The organism is Mesorhizobium waitakense (genome assembly GCF_056431085.1).
On record NZ_JBWKME010000102.1, the window covers coordinates 11,507 to 32,343 of the forward strand.

Genomic DNA, 20,837 nt, shown 5'->3' on the forward strand with positions numbered 1-20,837 from the left:
CCGGATCGCCGATGCCGCCAACCAAGCTGAGTTCAAGACTTTGAGCCCTATGATTTTTTCGAAAGCAAGCTTGTGGAGATCCTGCGTAAGGGGCTGGTGATGCGCCAGCTTGTGGACTGATACAAAGCCGCGATTTGCATTCGGCATGCTTGCAGCGCCTGTTCGATCTCGTCCTTCTCGTTTCTTGTATCCGAAGCGGCGCTCTGTAGCTCGGCGTTGCCTTGGTGAGCCAGATCGAGCTCGGTGCGCAGCCTCGCGATTTCCGGCTGCAACGCAGCTTCCTTGTCGAACGCGTCCGAAGCGGCCCTCTGTAGCTCGGCATTGCCTTGCTGAGCCGCCTGCAGCTCATTGTGCAGCCGCGAGATTTCAGACTGCAGCGTCGCCTTCTCGGCCTCGGCGCTTGCCAGCATCGGGCGGGTCGTTTGGACGTCTTCCCAGGCAAGCCGTGCCACTAGGTCGCCGACCGCACGGCGCATCTGCGCGCTCCAGGCCGCGGGGTCGACGCGCATCAGGCGCGCATACTCATACTGTTCGTTGCTGGCGTTCGGTATCCAGACGCGCAAGGCTGAAGGCCACCAGCCTGCTCCATCCGCGATATCGAGAAAAATAGCCAGTTGCCCCGCCTGTGAGTGACGCGAATTTTTCCATTTGGCGCTGAAATGCAGGACGGTTGGGACGCGGCAATAGGTGAGGGGATTGCGCGGGTTCTCGCGCATGATTCGCCGCCACAATTGCCAATCCCCGCCCGATGCGACGTCTTCCGGCCAGACATCGCGCGACGGCAGGCAATCAGCCCGATACAGGAAGCAGCTGGCGGGTATCGTGTTGCCGACCTCGGTGAACACCCTGAACTCGTCGGCCAGCTCCAGATTGGTCAGGAAGGGTGCTGCAACGCCATCGGTGGAAACCCACAGCGCCTGACTGTACGCAATAGCAGCCCCACCTTTGAGGCCATCCGCGAGGATCTCAAGATGATCCGGAAACAGGAGGTCGTCGTCGGCCGCAAAGCCAATCAGGTCACCACGAGCCTCGCGCAGCGCGATATTGCGGTTCGCGTAGCCAAAGTTCGGCGCCTTGGGCAAATCGAAGAAGCGGATGCGGGCGTCCTGAAAGGCTTCGACCACCTCGGCCGTGCCGGGCGCGCAGCCGTCGCCGACGACCAGGAGCTCAAAGTCCTCGACGGTTTGATCCAGCACCGACTGGATGGCCAAGCCGATGACGTCCACGCGCGAATGGGTCGGCATCAGGATGGAAAAGCGGGGCTTGCTCACCATCCCTTCGCGCTGCCGAAATCATAGGGAATGAGATCGGTGTCGATGGGCAGTCGATACTTGTCGGGATTTGAGTGATCGTACTGTATTGTTGGAAAATTGATGACCACCACTTCGGACGTTCCGATGTTTCGGTCGGCATGCCAGACAAACTTCGGAATATTGACCAGGCGTGGACGATTGCCGGAGAGGTAAACCTTCGAAATCTTGCCATATGTACTGGATTCGGGACGAGGGTCATAAAGGACCAGTTCCAACTCGCCGCTGATCACAAAATAGCGGTCCTCATGCAGCTTGTGCAGGCCCCAGCCCTTCACCAGCCCGGGCCGAATTGTGAAGATGTAGGAGAAGACCAGCGGGTCGGCGTGCCAGCCCCAGCGCGGATCGTAGACCTCCGTGACGCTGCCGCGGTCATCATTGTGCCGGATGCTGTCGAAAAACGACATTCCGTCTACCAGAGGCGCAATGCCCTGCCGCTGCTCGTCGAGGGTCCGTTGATCCCGCTGAGCCGCGGCCAGTGTGGATTCGAGAATATTTGCGCGGATCCCGGAATGATCGCTCATGAACAAAGCCCCCGTTATTTTGATCGAGTCGGATCGGACTAACTCCCACAATTTTAGCTGGATGTCCTGACCGGACCACCAGCTTGCGCATCGCGACGACGACTTTTTTCGGGCGCAGTGCAAAGTTCTGGGCGCGTGGGCCGGCCAGACTTGCGGTCTGCAAGTGTGTCAGTGGATCGGAATCCGGATCGGGTGTCGTCTGCGCCGGTATTTCGAATATCCGGCCAAGCCAGTGCCGTCGGGACGGGTTGCAAGAAACAGGGGATGCCGCCCGTGAAGGCATGCAAGATCCGTGATGAGGCAGCCTGCAAGCCGAGGCGCCACCTTAAAAACTCAGACCGGAAAACAATCCGGCCTGCTCTTTCGAGAAAGCATTTTGACGATCAATGTCGACATTTCTCCGAGGCCAAGGGCTTGATACCCTTAGGAGAAATGGCGCGAGTGACGGGGCTCGAACCCGCGACCTCCGGCGTGACAGGCCGGCACTCTAACCAACTGAGCTACACCCGCGCATTGACGAGCACGTGTCAGCCGTGTTCGTCGTTGGGGCGCTGGATAAGGGGTTCGCCACCGGGTGTCAAGCGCGGCAGGACAGCATAACAGCAAACAGGAGAAGGTTTTTTGACAGCCAGCGTTTTGTTGGCAAAACCAGCCCCCAACCAGGGCATCCCCAGCTCATTTGGCCTTGCGAAGCCGACCTTGACCGCTTAAAGGTCCGGCCCGGAGCGGGCGATTAGCTCAGTTGGTAGAGCGCTTCGTTTACACCGAAGATGTCGGCGGTTCGAGCCCGTCATCGCCCACCAGATTTCTTCAATCAAAAGGCCCTGTGGCGCCAGCACTCCCCTGGAGCCAGCAACCGCATAGCCGTCGCTGGCGCCGGGAGCCCGACACACAGTCCTGATGTGGCGAGCCCCATGTGGCGTTGCCTGCTTACACCACGACGAAATCGGCGTTGGTGAGCGCGAGGTTGGCGGCGAGTGTGGCGAAATGGATTGAGCCGCCAGCCGCACTGCCGTTGCTGTCATAGGTGAGCCAGCCAGTGTCCGTCTCGTAGATGATGTGATCATTGCCGTCACCGGCAAGGCCAGTTGTGTTCTTGACGAACTGGTCGGCGGTCAACGTGCCGTTGCCGCCAAGCACTGCGAAGATCGCATTGTCGACCTGGATGGTATCCTCGACCACCGAGAAGTCGGTAATGCGGTCGACATTGGTCGAGGCGTTCAGTGCCGTGGTGAAGACAAAGGTGTCGTTGCCAGTGCTGCCGCTCAGCGTGTCGTTGCCACCGAGACCGTTGATGACATTCGCTCCCGAATTGCCGGTAATGACATTGGCAATGGAATTGCCGGTGCCGTTGATCGAGGCGCCGGTCCGGAGGGCCAGGTTCTCGAGTTCCTGTCCCGACAGGTTGAAGGAGACATAGGCCTGGACATTGTCGGTGCCCTGGCCGTTGAGCTCGACGACATGGTCTCCGGCATTGTCGACAAAATACGTGTCATTGCCGATGCCGCCTTGCATGGTGTCGGCGCCTTCCTTGCCGTCCAGCGTATCGTTGCCGCCAAGGCCGATCAGGATGTTGACGCCCGAATTGCCAGTGATGACGTTGGCAATGGAATTGCCGGTGCCGTTGATCGAGGCGCCGGTCCGCAGCGCCAGGTTCTCCAGTTCCTGGCCGGAAAGGTTGAAGGAGATGGTGCTCTGCACATTGTCGATACCCTGGCCATTCAGCTCGATCAAATGATCGCCGGCATTGTCGACCCAGTAGGTGTCGTTGCCGGTGCCGCCGCTCATCAGATCGGCGCCGGCGCCACCGTTGAGCGTGTCGGTATCGGCTCCGCCAAACAGTTTGTCACTGCCGTCGCCACCGTTGAGGATGTCGTTGCCGGCATCGCCGCCGATCGTATCGTTACCGCCCAGACCCGACAGCGTGTCGGCGCTGGCGCCGCCGTTGATGTGGTCCGCGAAGACATTGCTGCCCTGCCAGATGTCTTCGGCGACCGTGCCGACGAAGATGGTCGGGTCGAAAATCTCTGCACGGATGCAGCCGCCGCTGCCGTCGCCGGGGTCATAGGACTCCCAGGTGGCCACGAAGCGGCCATCGGCCAGCGCCGTGATTGCCGGGTTGGCCTGATCGCTAGCTGCCGTCGAATTGACGATGAAGTCGCTGCCGGCCGCTGAACCGTCGGCGTTGTAGACGCGGGCGCGGATGCAATGGCTGCTGCCGTCGCCGGTATCGCTGGACTGCCAGGTGGTCACGAAGCGGCCATCGGCCAGCACTGTGATCGCGGGGTAAGACTGAGAGCCCGTCGCCGTCGAATTGACGATGAAGTCGCTGCCGGCCGCTGAACCGTTGGCGTTGTAGATGCGGGCACGGAGGCAGGTGCCGTCGCCGTCGCCAGGGTCACTGGACCGCCAGGTGGTCACGAAGCGGCCATCGGCCAGCGCCGTGATCGCGGGGTCAGACTGATCGCCCGTTGTCGTCGAATTGACGACGAAGTCGCTCCCGGCCGCTGATCCGTTGGTATTGTAGACGCGGGCGCGGATGCAAGTGCCGCTGCCGTCACCGGTATCAGCGGACTGCCAGGTGGCCACGAAACGGCCATCGGCCAGCGCCGTGATCGCGGCGCTGACCTGATCGCCCGCTGCCGTTGAATTGACGATGAAGTCGCTACCGGACGCTGAGCCGTCGGCGTTGTAGATGTGGGCACGGATGCAGCTGCCGTAGCCGTCGCCGGGGTCATTGGACCGCCAGGTGGCCACGAAACGGCCATCGGCCAGCGCAGTGATCGCAGGATTATACTGATCGCTTGTTGCCGTCGAACTGACGATGAAGTCGCCGCCGGACGCTGAACCGTCGGCGTTGTAGACGCGGGCGCGGATGCAAGTGCCGTCGCCGTCGCCCGGATCATTGGACTGCCAGGTGGTCACGAAACGGCCATCGGCCAGCGCCGTGATCGTCGGGCTAGACTGAGGGCTCGTTGCCGTCGAATTGACGATGAAGTCGCTGCCGGCCGCTGAACCATCGGCGTTGTAGACGCGGGCGCGGATGCAGCTGCCATCCCCGTCGCCGGGATCATAGGAATACCAGGTGGCCACGAAGCGGCCGTCGGCCAGCGCCGTGATCGCGGGGCTAAACTGACTGTTTGTTGCCGTCGAATTGACGATGAAGTCCTGTCCGATGCGTCCGATGGGCATGGCTCTCTCCTTTTCGTTACGGGCGTGGTGGAAAATGGCCAGCAGCCGGCATCGCGTACTGTTGGGATTGCGCACAAGCCGTGTTCAGATCACCACGAAATCGGCGTTTGTCAGCGCGAGATTTGCGGCAAGCGTGGCGAAATGGATTGAGCCGCCCGCCGCACTGCCGTTGCTGTCATAGGTGAGCCAGCCAGTGTCCGTCTCGTAGATGATGTGATCGTTGCCGTCACCCGCGAGGCCGGTGGTGTTCTTGACGAACTGCGCGGCCGTCAGCGTGCCGTTGCCGCCAAGCGCTGCGAAGATCGCATTGTCGACCTGGATGCAGTAATGTTGACCAGATCGTCTGGGGCGTAATCATGTGTTGTGGCAACGTTGAGGACAGACATATGTTCTCCAAAGCACTGGCGTGGCATCCATGATCGGTGCCACTTTAGAATTTCTTTTGGTGGCTAGAGCGATGCGGTCTATGTGCGCTCTGTATCTGGCCGATGTCGCCGAAATTTTTCTCGCAATATTTTCTTGCCGGCAAGGGGTCCTGCCGTCCGTCCGTATCGAACCTTCTTCGCTCTGCTGATCGGCTGGCCTGAACGCCGGGAATAGCCCGCCATTCTCGCAACGATCAAACGCAACGACGATGATTGCGCTTCAAGTTTTTCTGCTGGGACAATCCATCGCCGCCCCGGCTCACGCCGAGGCGGCTTTTGTTTTACTCACACCACGACGAAATCGGCGTTGGTCAGCGCGAGGTTGGCGGCCAGCGTGGCGAAGTGGATGGCACCACCCGCCGCACTGCCGTTGCTATCATAGGTGAGCCAGCCGGTGTCGGTCTCGTAGATAATGTGGTCGTTGCCGTCACCGGCAAGGCCGGTGGTGTTCTTGACGAACTGGTCGGCCGTCAGCGTGCCGTTGCCGCCAAGCGCTGCGAAGATCGCGTTGTCGACCTGGATGGTGTCGTCGACCACCGAGAAGTCGGTGATGCGGTCGACATTGGTCGAGGCGTCGAGCGCTGTATGGAAAACGAAAATGTCGCTGCCAGTTCCGCCGATCAGTGTATCGTTGCCCAGGTGGCCGTCGAGGATGTCGTTGCCCGCGCCGGCAGTCAGGATGTTGTCATGCCCGCCGCCAAATATCTGATCCGCAAACTGCGTACCGATGACATTGGGGATATTGGTTACGCTATCCATATTCCCAAACGAATCCGTTGCGGTATCGGCTGCCACCCCCAGTTGCGAGCCGCCTGCCCAGAGATTGACGACGATACCATGTGCGGCACCGCTGCTGACGTCGGTACTGTAGTCGACCGTATCAACGCCGGAATTGCCATTCATCGTGTCATTTCCACGTCCGCCAATCAGCCTGTCGTTGCCTGAATTGCCGTTGATGATATCGTTCCCGTCTCCCCCAACGAGCGTGTCGTTCCCGTCACCGCCGTTTATCGTATCGTTGCCGCCTCCACCGATGAGAACGTTGGCGAGGCCATCGCCGTTCAATGTGTCGCCACCACTGCCGCCGGTGACATTCTCGATGTTGCGAATTGTATCTTCCGCGATCCCGCCGATCGTGACTTGAGCGTCAACGAACTTGGTTAGACTTACAGCAACAGCAGAGATTTGGTTGCTGTAGTCGGCCGTGTCGAGACCATCTCCTCCATCCATGATATCAAGACCGAGGCCTCCTCTGAAGGTGTCGTTGCCGCCGAGGCCCATAAGTGTATTTGCACCATTGTTGCCAGTGATGATGTTGGCAATGGAATTGCCGGTGCCGTTGATATCAGCCGATCCAGTCAGCGTCAGGTTTTCCAGTTCCTGGCCTGAGAGATTGAAGGAGATCGCGCTGTTGACCGTGTCAGTGCCCTGACCACTGGCCTCGATCACGTGATCGCCGGCATTGTCGACATAGTAGGTGTCGTTGCCGGTGCTGCCACTCATCGTATCGGCGCCGCCCATTCCGTTGATGATGTTGTTGCCACTGTTGCCGGTGATGATGTTTGCCAGGCTATTGCCTGTGGCGTTGATCGAGGCAGCACTGCGCAGCGCGACGTTCTCGATATTGCCCTTGAAGTGGTTGCCATCGCCAAGGTTGATCGAGACATAGCCATTGACGACATCGGTGCCGTTGGCGCCGGCGGTGCTCTCGTCGACGAGATCGCCGGCATTGTCGACATAGTAGGTGTCGTTGCCGATGCCGCCCTGCATCGTGTCGGCACCACCCTTGCCATCCAGTGTGTCGTTGCCTTCAAGGCCGATCAGCGTATTGACGCCAGCGTTGCCATTGAGAACGTTGGCGAGGGAATTGCCAGTTCCGTTGATGTTTGCCGCGGCGATCAGTGTCAGGTTTTCCAGTTCCTGGCCTGAGAGATCGAAGGAAATCGTGCTGTTGACTGTGTCGGTGCCCTGGCCGCTAGCCTCGATCACATGATCACTAGCATTGTCGACGAAGTACGAGTCGTTGCCTTGCGCGCCGCTCATGGTATCGGCGCCGCCCATTCCGTTGATGATGTTGTTGCCACTGTTGCCGGTGATGATGTTTGCCAGGCTATTGCCTGTGGCGTTGATCGAGGCCGCACTGAGCAGCGCGACGTTCTCGATATTGCCCTTGAAGTGGTTGCCATCGCCAAGGTTGATCGAGACATAGCCATTGACGACATCGGTGCCGTTGGCGCCGGCGGTGCTCTCGTCGACGAGATCGCCGGCATTGTCGACATAGTAGGTGTCGTTGCCGATGCCGCCCTGCATCGTGTCGGCACCTTCCTTGCCGTCCAGCGTGTCATTGCCGCCAAGGCCGATCAGGATGTTGACACCCGAATTGCCGGTCAGCGCGTTGGCCAGGCTGTTGCCGGTGGCGTTGATTGAAGCCGCACTGCGCAGTGCGACGTTCTCGATGCTGCCCGTGAAGTGGTTGCCATCGCTAAGGCTGATCGAGATGTAGCTGTTGACGATATCGTTGCCGTCGGCGCCGGCCGTGCTTTCACTGACGATATCGCCGGCATTGTCGACGAAGTAGGTGTCGTTGCCGGCCCCGCCCTGCATGGTGTCGGCACCTTCCTTGCCATCCAGCGTATCGTTGCCGCCAAGGCCGATCAGCGTGTCGTTGCCCTCGTCGCCGGCAAGATAGTTGCTGCCGCTTGTGCCGGTGATGATGTCGGCGAACTGGGTGCCTTCAGCATTCTCGATGCTGGTCAGGGTATCCGTGAAGCCCCAGCCGTCAATTACAACGCCGGTCGTCAAATTGATCGTGGCACCATGTGTGATGATGCCGCCGCCATCGACGTCATTTCCATAGTCAAAACCGTCGTCCCTGTAGGAGACCAAATCGTTGCCGGCGCCGCCAATGATGGTGTCGGTGCCGCTTCCCGGCAGTATCATACCGCCGTTTGATCCCAGATGGATGATGTCGTTGCCCGCCCGGGCATACGCCCAAAAGCCGTCATTTCGCATCGTGATGTTGTCTGCGAAGTAGCTGGCGTTCACCGCCTCGACACTGTTGAGCGTATCGGTGTTGCCCAAGCCGTCGGTGACGACACCAGTCTGCATGTTGATGGTCAGGCCATTTGTGTAAGCCTCGTAGACAATGTCATCCTCGCCGTCCCCTCCATTCACCTGGTCATTGCCGCCAATCGCCATGAAAATTAAGTCGTCACCGGCCAATGCGTTGATTGTGTCGTTGCCGACCAGGTCCTGAACGCCGGGATTGATGTCGTTGCCGTTGGTTCCGTTGATGACAGCCATTTGGTCCTCCCGTTGTTGGCATTGCCCCAACGGCAACCGTATCCTACGGTTGCATTAGAGTCATCTGATATAAAGGCGTAGGGTCAACTTGTTCGGCGCCAGCGAAGTGCCTCGGAATTCGAGTTCAACAGTATTGTTGGCAGCCGGAAGTTTTCCGAGGAAGCATTATGGCTTCGGAGCGCCGCAGGGCGCAGCGATCAAGGCGGCAGGAGCCGGAAGTCGTTGCCCTCTGGCAGCAATTGCCCGCCATCGACAACAATGGTCGTGCCGGTGATGTAGCTGGCATCGTCGGAGGCGAGGAACAGGAAGGCATTGGCGACGTCGCGCGGGCTGCCAAGCCGGCCGAGTGGGATGGAGTCTTCCATGTTCTTGATGTAGGCCGCGCCGCGATGCAGCTCGATCGCCTCGGTGAGGATGTTGCCCGGCTCGACGCCGTTGACGGTGATGCCATAGCCGGAGAATTCGAGTGCCGCGGCGCGGATGAAGCCGTTGATGCCGGCCTTGCTGGCCGAATAGTGGCCGTGGCCCGGGCTGGTCACGTGCGGGCCGGTGATGGAGGATGTGTAGAGCATGCGCCCGTGGTGCTGCGCCTTCATCGGCACCAGGGCGGCGCGGGTGGCATTGAAGGTGCCGCGCAGATTGACCGCCATGACGCGGTCCCAGTCCTCCGCGCTGGTGTTCTCGATCAACTGCCAGGGATAGATGCCGGCATTCTGCACGACGATGTCGAGGCGGCCATGCTGTTCGAGCGCCAGCGCCACCGCGGCCTCGGCCTCGTTCATCAGCGAGATGTCGGTGCGGATGAAGGGAACGCCCAGTCCGGCCGCCGTCGCTTGCCCGGCTTCGACCTCAGTGTCGGCGAGCACCAGCTTTGCGCCTTCTTCGGCAAAGCGCAGCGCGATGCCCTTGCCGATGCCGCGGGCGCTGCCGACAATCAGCGCCACCTTGCCTTCTAGTCGTGCGGTCATGCGAGCTGTCCTGTCATGCGAGTCTCTGGCGAATGGTTTGTTTGAAAGCGTCGAGCAGCACGGCGGCCAGCACCAGCAGGCCATGGATCACCTGGGTGTAATTGGCCGGCAGGCCCATCAGGTTGATCGCCGTGTTGATGGCCGAGAGCAGCAGCACGCCGGCATAGACGCCGGGCAGGGTGCCGACACCGCCCTTCAGGCTGACGCCCCCGATGACGACCGCGGCAAAGGCGTTGAACAGCAGGCCGACGCCGAGATTGGCGGTGGCGCCTGAGGTGCGGATCGCCAGCAACCAGCCGGCGAGGCCGGCAATGGCGCCGGCCAGCACGAAAGCAATGATCAGATTGCGGTTCACCCGGATGCCGGCGCGGAAGGTCGCGGTCTCGTTGCCGCCGATCATCACGAGATGCCGACCGAACGGCGTCTTGGCCATGATCAGCGAGAAGACGACGAAACAGGCAATCGCGATCCAGGCGGTGAGCGGCAGGCCGATGAGGCGCTGGATGCCGAACCAGCGGATGGCCGGCGCAAGGTCCTGCGCCGAGCGGCCACCTGAAATGACCAGCACCAGGCCGCGCACCCAGATGTAGGACGCCAGCGTGATGATGAAGGCGCTCATCTTCACCCGCACCACCAGATAGCCGTTGAAGGCGCCGATGAGACCACCGACCGCAACCGCCAGCAGCAGCGAAACCGGAACCATCAGCCATTCCGGATGCAGTTGCACGCCAAGGCCGATGCCCGACGAGCAGAACAGGATGCCGACTGCCATGGCGCTGAGCGCTGCGACGGATTCGACCGACAGGTCCATGTGGCCGGCGATGATGACCAGCGCCAGGCCGATCGACATGACGCCGAGCACGCTCGACGCCTCGATGATGTTGGCGAAGATGCCGAGCTGGAAATAGTTCGGGATGAAGATGGAAAACACCACCAGCACGAACAGCAGCATGAACCAGACGAGGTTGTCGAGGACGAACTCCAGGGCATGGCGCGTGCGGGGGTTCATGGGCTGATCCGGCTGGCGCATGACCCCGAAATCAGGTCGATTTTCGGTAGGGATGATGCGCGGTTGGAATTGCAGAGGGGGGCTCCGGACCGAGACGGCCCGGAGCGTTTATGCGGCGTGCCTATTCGACGGACTTGACGGTGTCCGTCGGCGGCTTCTGGTTGCCCCAGAAGGCCGGGTTGTCGACGTTTTCCTTGGTGATGGCGGCACCGGGGATCTTGATGTTCGGGCCCCAGGCTTCCTTGGTCACGGTCGATTTCAAGCCGAGCACGTCATATTCGCCGGGCTTGATCTCTTGCTTCTTGACGACCTTGTCCATGAACATGGCTACGGCCGCGGCCTGCGCGTAGAGCGGCTGCTCGACTTCGACATTGAGCCAGCCTTTGCGGATAAGGTCGAGGCCGACCGGAGCGCCGTTCGAGCTCATCAGCATGACGTCGCCCGGCTTCTTGCCGGCAGCCTCGAGCGAGGCGACGGCAGCCACCGACAGGTGCGCGGCATGGCTGAAGATCAGGTCGATGTCGGGGTTTGCGAGTATCTGGTCGTTGACGATGGTCCCGGCTGCGTCCGCCGCCCATTGCATGGCCGGAAGCGAGATTATCTTGACGTCCGGAAACGCTTTCATCTTCTCCTCAAAGCCTTTCTGGATGTCGAGCGTGTAGGGGTCGCCGGGGTCGCCAAGCACCTGCAGGACCTTGCCCTTCACCGAGCCGTTCTTGGCTTTCAGCAGCTTCTCCGCCTGGTCCGCGGCGACGTAGCCGATCTCGACCGTTCCGGCGACCGAGGTGAAGTCGGAGGGCGTCGAGGTGATCTGGCGGTCGAACTCGACCACCGGGATGCCGGCCGCCCGCGCCGCCTCGATGGACGGTTTCAGCGCATTGAAATCGACGGCGGCGAGGATGATCGCCGCCGGCTTCAGCGCGATGACGTCGTTCATCTGCGATTGCTGCGCGTCGGTCTTGTTGTCGGCGTTCAGCGTCTTCACCTCGTAGCCGACCTGCTTTAGGAACAGCTCCAGCGCGCTCACCGAGCCGGTCTGGAACTCGTCGAGCAATGTCGGCACCATGTAGTAGACAGTACCTTTGGACTGGGCGAATGCCGGCATAAGCGTGGCAAAGGCCAGTGCCAGGATACCGAAGACAGCAAGAAGTATTCGCTTCATGTCGTTCGCTCCTGTTAAGCCGGACCCCTCTTTGTCCCTCAGCCCGCCCGTCCGGCACCGGCAAGCGTCTCCCCGGTGATCATGTTGATCACCGCATCGGGACTTGTCTTGTTGCGTGCGACATCGCCCGCCACGACGCCCTGGCGGATCACCACGATCCGGTCGGCGACCTGGAAGGCCTGCTGCATGATATGGGTGATGATGACGACGCCGATGCCCTGGCTCGCCACCTGGCGGATCATGTCGAGACCGCGCCGCGTCTGCTCGACGCCGAGGGCGGCGAACGGTTCATCGAGCAGCACCAGCTTGCCGCCCCAATGCACGAACCGGTTGAGCTCGATGGCCTGCCGCTGGCCGCCTGAGAGATGCTCGACATTGGTGCGCAGCGAAGGAATGCGCGTGCCGGCGCTGGCCAGTGCCTTCTCGACGACGGCCTCCATGGCGCGCTCATCGAGCACGGGGATGCCTAGAACCTTCCTGGTGATCTCGCGGCCCATGAAAAAATTGGCGACCACGTCGACATTGGTGCACAGCGACAGGTCCTGGTAGACGGTTTCGATGCCCGCCGCCTTGGCCTCTGCCGGCGACCTGGCAAGAAACTCCTTGCCCTCGAACAGCATGCGCCCCGAGGTCGGCTCCAGCCCGCCGGCGATGATCTTGACCAGTGTCGATTTGCCGGCGCCATTGTCGCCCAGCAGCGCCACGACCTCGCCCTTGCCGATCGAGAAGCTGATCCCCTTCAGCGCTTCGATCGCGCCATAGTTCTTGGTGACGTTATCGAGCACCAGCAGAGGTTCGCTCATGCCGCAATTCCTCCGGTTTTCAGAAGATCGCGCCCGCGTTCGCGTTCAGCCGTGAAGATCTGGCCGAAGCGCGGCGACAGCACTCCGGAAACCGCAAGGGCGGCTGCGCCGCGCAACACCGAATGCTGCCCGCCCCGCGCGACCATGATTCGAGGCGTCGTGCGGTCCTTTCGCGCCGAGACGGAGTTGTGCAGGCCTTCGGTTGAACCGGCCAGCCGTTCGAGCAGGTCGGTGGAGGCCAGCCCGCCGAGGATGATCGTTTCAGGGTCGAACAGGTTCTCGATGATGGCAACGGCATTGCGAAAGATCGGGGCGACTTGCGCCACCCAATCAGCCTCGCTGCCATTCCAGCGCCGGAACGCCTCGAGCGACAGGTACCTTTCGAGGCAACCGCTGTTGCCGCAGGGGCAAGCCTCGCCACCTGGAATGACGGGAATGTGTCCGACCTCGCCGGCATTTCCCCAGGCGCCGCGCAACACGCTGCCGTCATGAACCATGACGCCGCCAAGGCCGACGCCGAAATAAAGGTAATAGTATTCGGAAAATTGCGCGCCGAGGCCGTAGAGGCGTTCACCCATGGCCGCCGCCGCCATGTCGGTTTCAAAGAAGGCCGGCAGTCCGGTCGAAGTCGCCAACCGCTCGCGCAGCGCCACATCCTTCCAGCCGGTCATGGTGGTCGGGCCGACAAAGCTCATGGACTCGACGCCGAACGGGCCGGGCAGGGCGAGGCCGACCCCGAGGACCCGCCCCCCAGCCCGCAATCTGGTCAATTCAACCACCATTGCTCCGATCAGGTCGAAGGCGTGGTCGGGCGTCGCGTTCGGGGCTTCGCGGTACGTGCTCTCGATCACGTCGCCGCTCAGATTGATCAAGGCGGCACTGATGCCGAACGGGGTGATGTGGATACCGACGGCATAGCCGCCCTCGGGATTGATGCGCAGGGTCGCCGGGGGCAGGCCGCGACCCTTCGGCTCTTCGCGCAGCGAAAGGATGTAGCCCTGCTCTTCGAGCTCGCGAACGATGGTCGACACGGTCTGGACGGTGAGCCCGACGCGCCTGGCGATCTCGCCGCGGGCGATTGGTCCCTGCAGGCGGATGGACTCAAGCACGATGCGCCGGTTGTACGGCCGCCCGAACTCCTGATTGGTCCCCCGCAGTGCCATGACGTGCGCCCCTTAGGAGAGCTCAGCTTCGCACCGCTTATTTATTCAGTCAAATGGAATTCAAAAATAATTCGTGCATCCGGTCCTTCGGGACGAGCTTGACCAGTGGATGATTTCAGGGGCTTGAAACCATCGTCCGGCAGTCAGGCGGCATGGATGGCGTCGCCTCGGCCCGCCGGGTTGCTCGCGAAGCGGGGCAGATAGGAGTTCGGAGGTATTGGGCCAATCAGCTCAGGGCCTGCGCGGCTCAGAGATACTGGGCGACCTTCTTGCCGATCGTGAGGAAGCGCAGCGGATCGATGGCTTCGCCGTTGTGGCGGACTTCGTAATGCAGATGCGGGCCGGTCGAGCGGCCGCTGCTGCCGGTCTTGCCGATGACAGCGCCGGCATCCAGTTTCTCGCCCACCGTCACGTCGATTTCGCTGAGATGCCCATAGCGCGTCGCAAAACCATTGCCGTGGTCGACTTCCACCATGCGGCCATAGCCGCCGTTCCAGCCTGCCTTGGTGACGACGCCGGGCGCGGTGACCTTTGCGGCCATGCCGATCGGCGCCCTGAAATCCATTCCGGAATGCAGCGCCGCGGTGCCGAGGATCGGGTCGGTGCGCACGCCGAACGGGCTTGTGACGGAATGACCCGGAGCCGGGTTGGTCAGCGGCAGCTGGCGCGCTTCCTTCTTGAGATGGTCGAGCGTGTCCAGCGCCTCGTCCAGTTCCTTGACCTTGCTGTCGAACATCATCGAATTGTCGAGCGGGATCAGCGGTCCTCCGACGTCGCTCTCGTTCTTGCCGAAATCGCTGTCTACCGGCAGGCCCGCCGCTTCAAGTGCCTGGGTGATCGCGTCGGCGCTCTTGTAGGCGTTGTCGGCGAGCGTGCTGATGCGGGTCAGTTGATCGCTCTCGATGGATTTCAGCGACTGGTTGATCGACACGAACAGTCGGTCGGCACGATCGGCAGCTGAATCGTTGGGCAGCGGATCGGAGCGGGTCGACCACAACGAGAATGGCCGGGTGTCGCCGGCGCCGAGATCGGCGCCCAGGCTGGCGACCGCGTAGGTCTGCGCCGGCGGCTTGATGCTGCCGGTCACCTCGGCGCGTTTGTCCGGCTTGCCGGCCGCCACCGGATCCTCGGCAGGCGCCGCTCCGACTTCGGTCTCGGCGCGTTCGAGCAGCGGGCCGAGGCGGCCATGACGCTGGCTGAGCTGGCTCTGGCGTTCAAGCAGTTCGCTGACCTTGGTTTCCATCAGCTGCTGGTCGAGCAATTGGCGGCTGGTGATGCGGTCGACCTGGGCGCGAAGCGCCGAAATGCGATCTTCATAGGCCTGCTGCATGCGTGCCTGCCGCGCCGTGGTGGCGCCGATCAGGTCGTCGCGCAGCACAAGATAGGAGGTTGCCAGCAGGTAGCCAATGGCGATGGCCGCCAGCGCCGAGCCGACAAAGGCCGCGAGCCAGGGGCGGATCGTGAAGTGCCTGATCTCATTGCCCCGGGCGATGATGATCGTGTGGGGCTCTTTGCGCCTGCCGAAGACTGCTGACTGACCGGTTGCCTTCACGGGACCAAGCTTTCGTTTACGACACCACGACAGCTTGACTACACATTATTAAGGTTAACAAAGCTTTGCGCTGCGGACTTTTCAGTAACGATTGCCCGTCAGGCGGGCATGGGGTTGCGGCAATCGGCTGAGCCGGCGAAGATCTCAAAGCGCGCGGACAGCCGCGAGCACCTCTTCGGCATGACCCTTGACCCGGACCTTGCGCCAGATCCTGGCAATCCGCCCGTCGCGGCCGATCAGGAACGTTGCCCGCTCGACACCCATGTATTTGCGGCCATACATCGATTTTTCAACCCACAGATGGTAGGCCTCGATCACCTTGCGCTCCTCGTCGGCGGCGAGGTCGATGGTGAGGCTGTATTTCGATTTGAACTTGTCGTGCTTTTTGACGTTATCAGGCGACAGGCCGATCACCACCGCGCCGGCCTTCTCGAATTCCGGCTTCAGTTGCGAAAAGCTGATTGCCTCTTGCGTGCAGCTTGTTGTGTCGTCCTGCGGATAGAAATAGAGCACAATGGGCTTGCCGGAGGACGCGGCAAGGCTGAGCGATCCGCCGCCGTCCCGCGGCAGGTCGAATTGCGGCGCGATATCGCCTACGTCTAGGTCAGCCATACCGATGCCCTTGTTTGTGGTTACGCGCCAAGCCACACCGATATAGTGTCGAGCGGGGATTCGTCCACGATCGAGTTCGTACAACGGAAAATTGCGTGGATCAGGAGCAACCGCAGCACGAGAAGATCCGGTTCAGGCGGGATGAGATCACCGACCTGGGGGCCTTTCCCTCCGCGTGCCGCGTGCCGCCGCTGGGTCAGGCGCGGATCGGACGCGGCTTTCGCATCCTGGCAAGGGTGTTCGCCGGTTTCGCCTGCCTCGTCTTGTTGGCGGCAGTCGCTGTCTATCTGGTCGGCGCGTCCGGCGTTGGCTCCGAGCGGCTTCGCGCGGAAGCGGAAACCGCCATCGAGAAGCTGGCCGGCGTCGATGTCGATGTTTCGGTGGGGCCGGCGCGCATCACCCTTGACGGATCGAGCTTCATTGCGTTGCAGGTCAGCGACGTCAGCCTGAAGACCGCCGACGGCAAGCCGATGGCCGATGCGGGCCGCGTGCGCTTCGGCGTGCGCCTGCTACCGCTGCTGCGCGGGGAAGTGCGGCTGACCAGCGCCAGGATATCCGATTCGCACATCGTCGTGGCGGCGATGCCGTCCGGCGGTGACTGGGCAGCAAGCCTGCGCAATCAGGATGGCCTCGTCGATCCGGAGAAACTGACGGCTGCGGTGTTCGCCAACGTTCACAGCGCGCTCGACGCCGTGCGCGAAGATTCGATGCGCCAGATCGATCTTCGCAACGTCGAATTCGTACTGCCCGAAACTGGAACGATAAAGCGGGTCAAAGTCACCGACGCCGCCGTCGTGCAGTCGGGACCGGGCGGTATGCAGTTTTCGTCGCAGGCCGATGTCGACGGCAGGGCGGTTACCATCGCCGCTTCCGCCACCCGCGATATCGCGGCACACCGCGTGACGGCGCTGGACGCGAGCATCGAACTGGCGGATGCCAGTGTTGTCACGAGGGCTGACACCACAGCCGCTGCCGGAAAGCTGGGTGCGGTGGCGCTGAAGCTGACGGGATCGGAAGGGTCCGGCACGAATGCATCGCGGCTGACGGCCGCTCTCTCATCGACTGGTTCCATCCTCGATCTCGGCACACGCGGGCTGCTGCCGGCGGACGTCGACGTCAACGCCACGCTGGTTGCGGGCAGCAACAAGGTCCAGGTGGACAGATTGCTGCTGAAGACCGGCCGGTCGACATTCGATTTCGCCGGTTCGATCGGGCCGAAGCCGGCAACCGGAGCGGCCGGCGAGGAACCGGCCTATCGCTATGACCTGACCAGCGACGGTTCCTCGCTGGCGCCTTCGGACTCGCCCGAGCCAGCGCTCACCTTCCTCGCCCGGATTGCCGGTGTCTACAACACGGTGAGCCACAGGCTGGTCGCCGAGCAGATCGCGCTTCGCTCCGCCTCCTCCGGCGAGGTGCTCGGCACCGCCGCCGTGGAGTTCGTCGACGGCAAGGCGCCGGGGATCAATCTGGCGTTCAACATCCACAACATGCAGGTCTCTCACGTCAAGCAGCTTTGGCCATGGTTTTCGGCACGCAACGCCCGGCTGTGGGTGCTGGCCAATCTGTTTGGCGGCCGCGTCGTCGACGCCAACCTCCAGTTCCACGTCGTCCCGAACCGTCTCGGCAATGGCGTGCCGCTGTCCGCCGACGAGGTGTTCGGCCGCTTCCAGATCGAGGGATCGCGTTTTGACACGGCCGGCCGCATTCCGCCGATACGCGACGCTGTCGGCGTTGTTGGTTTCCATGGCAATGATGTCGACGTCTCCCTGTCCTCGGGCACAGTCTACATGCCGAGCGGCCGCACCGTCGCGGCCAGCAACGGCACGCTGACGGTCAAGGCCGCCAACCACCCGCCAGTGATCGGCGCGCTCGACATCGATGTCGAGGGCGACGCCTCCGCCGTTGCCGAACTCGCCTCCTACGAGCCGATCAACGCCATGCGCCATGTCGGCCTTTTGCCGGAAGATCTGTCGGGCAGCGTCACCGGCCATGTCAGGGCTGACATTCCGTTGCAGTCCGGCGTCGACTCCTCGAAGCTCGATTGGCTGGTGTCGCTCGACTACAGCGGCATGTCATTGGCCAAGCCGTTCGAGGGGCAGACCGTTACGGATGCCGACGGTTCGATCACCGTCGACCCTGAAAAGGCGGTGATTTCGGCCAAGGCATCGCTGAACGGCATTCCGGCCGAACTCGACCTGATCGAGCCGCTCCGGGATGACGGGCCGCCGCCCAGCCGCAATGTAGCCCTGGTGCTCGACGACAAGATCCGTGCCGCCGCAATGCCCGGCTTGACGCCGCTGCTTGGCGGCACGGTGAAGGTCGCGATCGACAAGAGCGGTAGCGGCGACCAGAACGTCTCGGCCGATCTGACCAACGCCAGGCTGGACATTCCCTGGGCCGGCTGGAGCAAGGGGGCGGGGGTTCCCGCCAAAGTCACATTCGTCATGACCAAGTCCGGCGACACCACGACGCTGTCCGACTTCGATCTCGACGGGAAAACCTTCTCCATCGAAGGCGACATCGTGCTGGTCAATGGCGCCCTGTCTTCCGCGAAGTTCAGCAAGGTGACCTTGAACCGGGGCGACGATGTCGCGGTGTCGGTTAAACGGTCCGGCAAGGGCTATGCGGTCGACATATCAGGCAACGCGCTGGATGCCCGCTCGCTGATCAAGCAGTTCACCTCGGACGTCGACACGGCAACCAAGATCACCGGCTCCGATGCCATTTCCGTCAGCGCCGACGTCGATCAGCTGACCGGGTTCCACGATGAGCAATTGTCCAACCTGAAGCTCGACTACAGCGCCGCCGGCTCGCGGGTGAACGGCCTGAAGGTCAGCGCCACGGCAAGTTCGGGCGCCGCGATAACCGTCAGCAACACCACAGGTGCTGGCCGGCGCACACTCAACATGCAGTCCGCGGACGCCGGCGCCATCCTTCGGTTCCTCAACATCTATGAGCATATGGAAGGCGGAGCGATTACCCTGGCACTGGCGGGGCCGAGCGACGGATCGCTGAGGGGCAAGGTCGATACCAGCAACTTCTTCGTGGTCAATGAGCCGAAACTAGCTTCCATCGTCTCGACCACGCCGGCCGGCGATAGCCGCAGCCTCAACCAGGCGGTCAAGGGCAACCTGGACACCTCGAGGGTCAAGTTCGAACGCGGCTACGCCGAGATCGACAAGGGCAGCGGCTATCTGAAACTGGCCAATGGCGTGCTGCGCGGCCCCCGCATCGGCACGACGTTCCAGGGCACCCTCTACGACCAGGACAACAACATGGACATGACCGGCACGTTCATGCCGGTCTATGGCCTCAATCGCATCTTCGGCGAATTGCCCATCGTTGGCGCGCTTCTCGGCAATGGCCGGGACCGCGGCCTGATTGGGGTCACCTATCGCCTCAAGGGCAATGCCAACAAGCCGGTGCTGGATATCAACCCGCTGTCGGTGATCGCCCCCGGTATCTTCAGGTCGATCTTCGAATACCGGTGACCGATCTTAGACTGGCCGCACCAGAATGTGTTTTTTCCTGCCGAGTGAAAGCTTTACGATGTTTTCCGGACTCAAATCCTGAAGCGTCACCAGCCGGCGCTCGTCGCTGACGGGCTGGTCGTTCAACCGCACCGCGCCGCCCTGCACATGCCGCCGCGCCTCGCCGTTCGACGCCGCCAGTCCGGCTGTCACCAGCAGCGACAGGACACCGACACCGGCTCCAAGCGCTGCCTTGTCCACCTCGACGCTCGGCAGCGATTCGGCGATCGCGCCTTCTTCGAACGTCTTGCGCGCTGTTTCGCCGGCTTGTTCTGCGGCCCCGCGACCATGCAGCAAGGCCGTGATCTCGGTGGCAAGGACCTTCTTGGCCTCATTGATCTCGGATCCGCCGAGCTGCTCAAGCCGCCCGACCTCGTCCAGCGGCAACGTCGTGTAGAGTTTCAGGAAGCGGCCGACGTCGGCATCCTCGGTGTTGCGCCAGTACTGCCAGAACTCGTAGGGGCTCAGCATCTCCGCATCGAGCCAGACCGCGCCCGACGCCGACTTGCCCATCTTGGCGCCCGATGAGGTGGTGAGCAGCGGCGTGGTCAGCGCATAGAGCTGCGCGTCCTCCATGCGGCGGCCGAGATCGATACCGTTGATGATGTTGCCCCACTGGTCGGAGCCGCCCATCTGCAGGCGGCAGCCGAGGCGCTTGTAGAGCTCGACGAAATCATAGGCCTGCAGGATCATGTAGTTGAATTCGAGGAACGACAGCGACTGCTCGCGATCGAGCCGCAGCTTGACGGAATCGAAGGCGAGCATGCGGTTGACCGAAAAGTGACGGCCGACGTCGCGCAGGAAATTGACGTAGTTGATCTCCATCAGCCAGTCGGCGTTGTTGATCATGACCGCGTCGTTCGGCCCGCTGCCGAATTTGAGGTACGGCATGAAGTTGCGGCGGATGCCGGCGAGGTTGTCGTCGATGTCCTGCGGGGTCAGCAGCTTGCGCGCCTCGTCCTTGAAGGACGGGTCGCCGATCATCGAGGTGCCGCCGCCCATCAGGGCGATCGGCCGGTGACCGGTCTGCTGCAGCCAGTGCAGCATCATGATCTGGATCAGCGAACCGGCATGCAGGCTTTTGGCGGTCGCGTCGAAGCCGATATAGGCCGTCACCGGCTCCGTGGCGAAGAGATTGTCGAGGCCGGCATCATCCGAAGTCTGGTGGATGAAACCGCGCTCGCTCATCGTGCGCAGGAAATCGGATTTGAGGGCAGGCATTTTGTGTTTCCCGAAAGCGTCCGGCCAATCTGGCCCGGGCGTGGCGTGCATGAACGGGCGCGT

At 62.1% G+C, this 20,837-nt stretch carries 13 protein-coding genes and 2 tRNA genes; 2 read left to right on the forward strand and 13 right to left on the reverse strand.

Going from position 1 to position 20,837, the window contains the following annotated elements:
• Window positions 1-47: 47 nt before the first annotated feature.
• The 3 genes from AC07FD_RS22235 to AC07FD_RS22245 form a co-directional block, all read right to left on the reverse strand.
• Window positions 48-1,274 carry a glycosyltransferase gene (locus AC07FD_RS22235; RefSeq protein ID WP_478351561.1) on the reverse strand — a complete coding sequence of 409 codons (1,227 nt, stop codon included), beginning with the start codon at window positions 1,272-1,274 and terminating at the stop codon, window positions 48-50.
• A complete protein-coding gene (locus AC07FD_RS22240) occupies window positions 1,268-1,834 on the reverse strand; it encodes a polysaccharide biosynthesis C-terminal domain-containing protein (protein WP_095081292.1) in 567 nt (188 codons plus the stop codon). Before AC07FD_RS22240 ends, AC07FD_RS22235 begins: the two co-directional genes overlap by 7 nt.
• Before the next feature lie 433 nt (window positions 1,835-2,267).
• Window positions 2,268-2,344 (reverse strand) — tRNA-Asp (locus AC07FD_RS22245).
• 217 nt (window positions 2,345-2,561) lie between these two features.
• Here AC07FD_RS22245 and AC07FD_RS22250 point away from each other — a divergent pair.
• Window positions 2,562-2,637, forward strand: a tRNA-Val gene (locus AC07FD_RS22250).
• Window positions 2,638-2,764: 127 nt separating this feature from the next.
• Here the strand turns inward: AC07FD_RS22250 and AC07FD_RS22255 are convergent.
• The 9 genes from AC07FD_RS22255 to AC07FD_RS22295 form a co-directional block, all read right to left on the reverse strand.
• Entirely contained in the window at window positions 2,765-5,026 is a 2,262-nt protein-coding gene (locus tag AC07FD_RS22255) for a calcium-binding protein (RefSeq protein ID WP_478351562.1), read from the reverse strand.
• 710 nt (window positions 5,027-5,736) lie between these two features.
• Window positions 5,737-8,754: a beta strand repeat-containing protein gene (locus AC07FD_RS22260; RefSeq protein ID WP_478351563.1), complete on the reverse strand. Its 3,018-nt coding sequence runs from the start codon at window positions 8,752-8,754 to the stop codon at window positions 5,737-5,739.
• A gap of 197 nt (window positions 8,755-8,951) precedes the next feature.
• Window positions 8,952-9,722 (reverse strand): SDR family oxidoreductase, encoded by a 771-nt coding sequence (locus tag AC07FD_RS22265; RefSeq protein WP_478351564.1) that lies wholly within the window; start codon window positions 9,720-9,722, stop codon window positions 8,952-8,954.
• Window positions 9,723-9,735: 13 nt separating this feature from the next.
• Window positions 9,736-10,731, reverse strand: a complete 996-nt coding sequence (locus AC07FD_RS22270) for an ABC transporter permease (protein WP_477287909.1) — start codon at window positions 10,729-10,731, stop codon at window positions 9,736-9,738.
• 121 nt (window positions 10,732-10,852) lie between these two features.
• Entirely contained in the window at window positions 10,853-11,893 is a 1,041-nt protein-coding gene (locus AC07FD_RS22275; RefSeq protein ID WP_478351565.1) for a sugar ABC transporter substrate-binding protein, read from the reverse strand.
• A gap of 38 nt (window positions 11,894-11,931) precedes the next feature.
• Window positions 11,932-12,696 carry an ATP-binding cassette domain-containing protein gene (locus tag AC07FD_RS22280; protein ID WP_478351566.1) on the reverse strand — a complete coding sequence of 255 codons (765 nt, stop codon included), beginning with the start codon at window positions 12,694-12,696 and terminating at the stop codon, window positions 11,932-11,934.
• Window positions 12,693-13,859: an ROK family transcriptional regulator gene (locus AC07FD_RS22285; protein WP_478351567.1), complete on the reverse strand. Its 1,167-nt coding sequence runs from the start codon at window positions 13,857-13,859 to the stop codon at window positions 12,693-12,695. Before AC07FD_RS22285 ends, AC07FD_RS22280 begins: the two co-directional genes overlap by 4 nt.
• Before the next feature lie 247 nt (window positions 13,860-14,106).
• Window positions 14,107-15,411, reverse strand: a complete 1,305-nt coding sequence (locus tag AC07FD_RS22290; RefSeq protein WP_478351568.1) for a peptidoglycan DD-metalloendopeptidase family protein — start codon at window positions 15,409-15,411, stop codon at window positions 14,107-14,109.
• A gap of 144 nt (window positions 15,412-15,555) precedes the next feature.
• The gene (locus AC07FD_RS22295) at window positions 15,556-16,023 is read right to left on the reverse strand and encodes a peroxiredoxin (protein WP_095085361.1); all 468 of its coding nucleotides are present in this window, start codon (window positions 16,021-16,023) and stop codon (window positions 15,556-15,558) included.
• Between the two features lie 95 nt (window positions 16,024-16,118).
• Here AC07FD_RS22295 and AC07FD_RS22300 point away from each other — a divergent pair, with 95 nt between their 5' ends.
• Window positions 16,119-19,514 (forward strand): hypothetical protein, encoded by a 3,396-nt coding sequence (locus tag AC07FD_RS22300; protein WP_478351569.1) that lies wholly within the window; start codon window positions 16,119-16,121, stop codon window positions 19,512-19,514.
• A gap of 6 nt (window positions 19,515-19,520) precedes the next feature.
• Here the strand turns inward: AC07FD_RS22300 and tyrS are convergent, their stop codons facing one another.
• Entirely contained in the window at window positions 19,521-20,774 is a 1,254-nt protein-coding gene (gene tyrS, locus AC07FD_RS22305; RefSeq protein ID WP_478351570.1) for a tyrosine--tRNA ligase, read from the reverse strand.
• Between the last annotated feature and the right edge of the window lie 63 nt (window positions 20,775-20,837).

Bases quoted from the DNA above. Each gene is read 5' to 3' on its own strand.
- AC07FD_RS22235 (WP_478351561.1), bottom strand. From the start codon at position 1,274: ATGGTGAGCAAGCCCCGCTTTTCCATCCTGATGCCGACCCATTCGCGC.
- AC07FD_RS22240 (WP_095081292.1), bottom strand. From the start codon at position 1,834: ATGAGCGATCATTCCGGGATCCGCGCAAATATTCTCGAATCCACACTG.
- AC07FD_RS22255 (WP_478351562.1), bottom strand. From the start codon at position 5,026: ATGCCCATCGGACGCATCGGACAGGACTTCATCGTCAATTCGACGGCA.
- AC07FD_RS22260 (WP_478351563.1), bottom strand. From the start codon at position 8,754: ATGGCTGTCATCAACGGAACCAACGGCAACGACATCAATCCCGGCGTT.
- AC07FD_RS22265 (WP_478351564.1), bottom strand. From the start codon at position 9,722: ATGACCGCACGACTAGAAGGCAAGGTGGCGCTGATTGTCGGCAGCGCC.
- AC07FD_RS22270 (WP_477287909.1), bottom strand. From the start codon at position 10,731: ATGAACCCCCGCACGCGCCATGCCCTGGAGTTCGTCCTCGACAACCTC.
- AC07FD_RS22275 (WP_478351565.1), bottom strand. From the start codon at position 11,893: ATGAAGCGAATACTTCTTGCTGTCTTCGGTATCCTGGCACTGGCCTTT.
- AC07FD_RS22280 (WP_478351566.1), bottom strand. From the start codon at position 12,696: ATGAGCGAACCTCTGCTGGTGCTCGATAACGTCACCAAGAACTATGGC.
- AC07FD_RS22285 (WP_478351567.1), bottom strand. From the start codon at position 13,859: ATGGCACTGCGGGGGACCAATCAGGAGTTCGGGCGGCCGTACAACCGG.
- AC07FD_RS22295 (WP_095085361.1), bottom strand. From the start codon at position 16,023: ATGGCTGACCTAGACGTAGGCGATATCGCGCCGCAATTCGACCTGCCG.
- tyrS (WP_478351570.1), bottom strand. From the start codon at position 20,774: ATGCCTGCCCTCAAATCCGATTTCCTGCGCACGATGAGCGAGCGCGGT.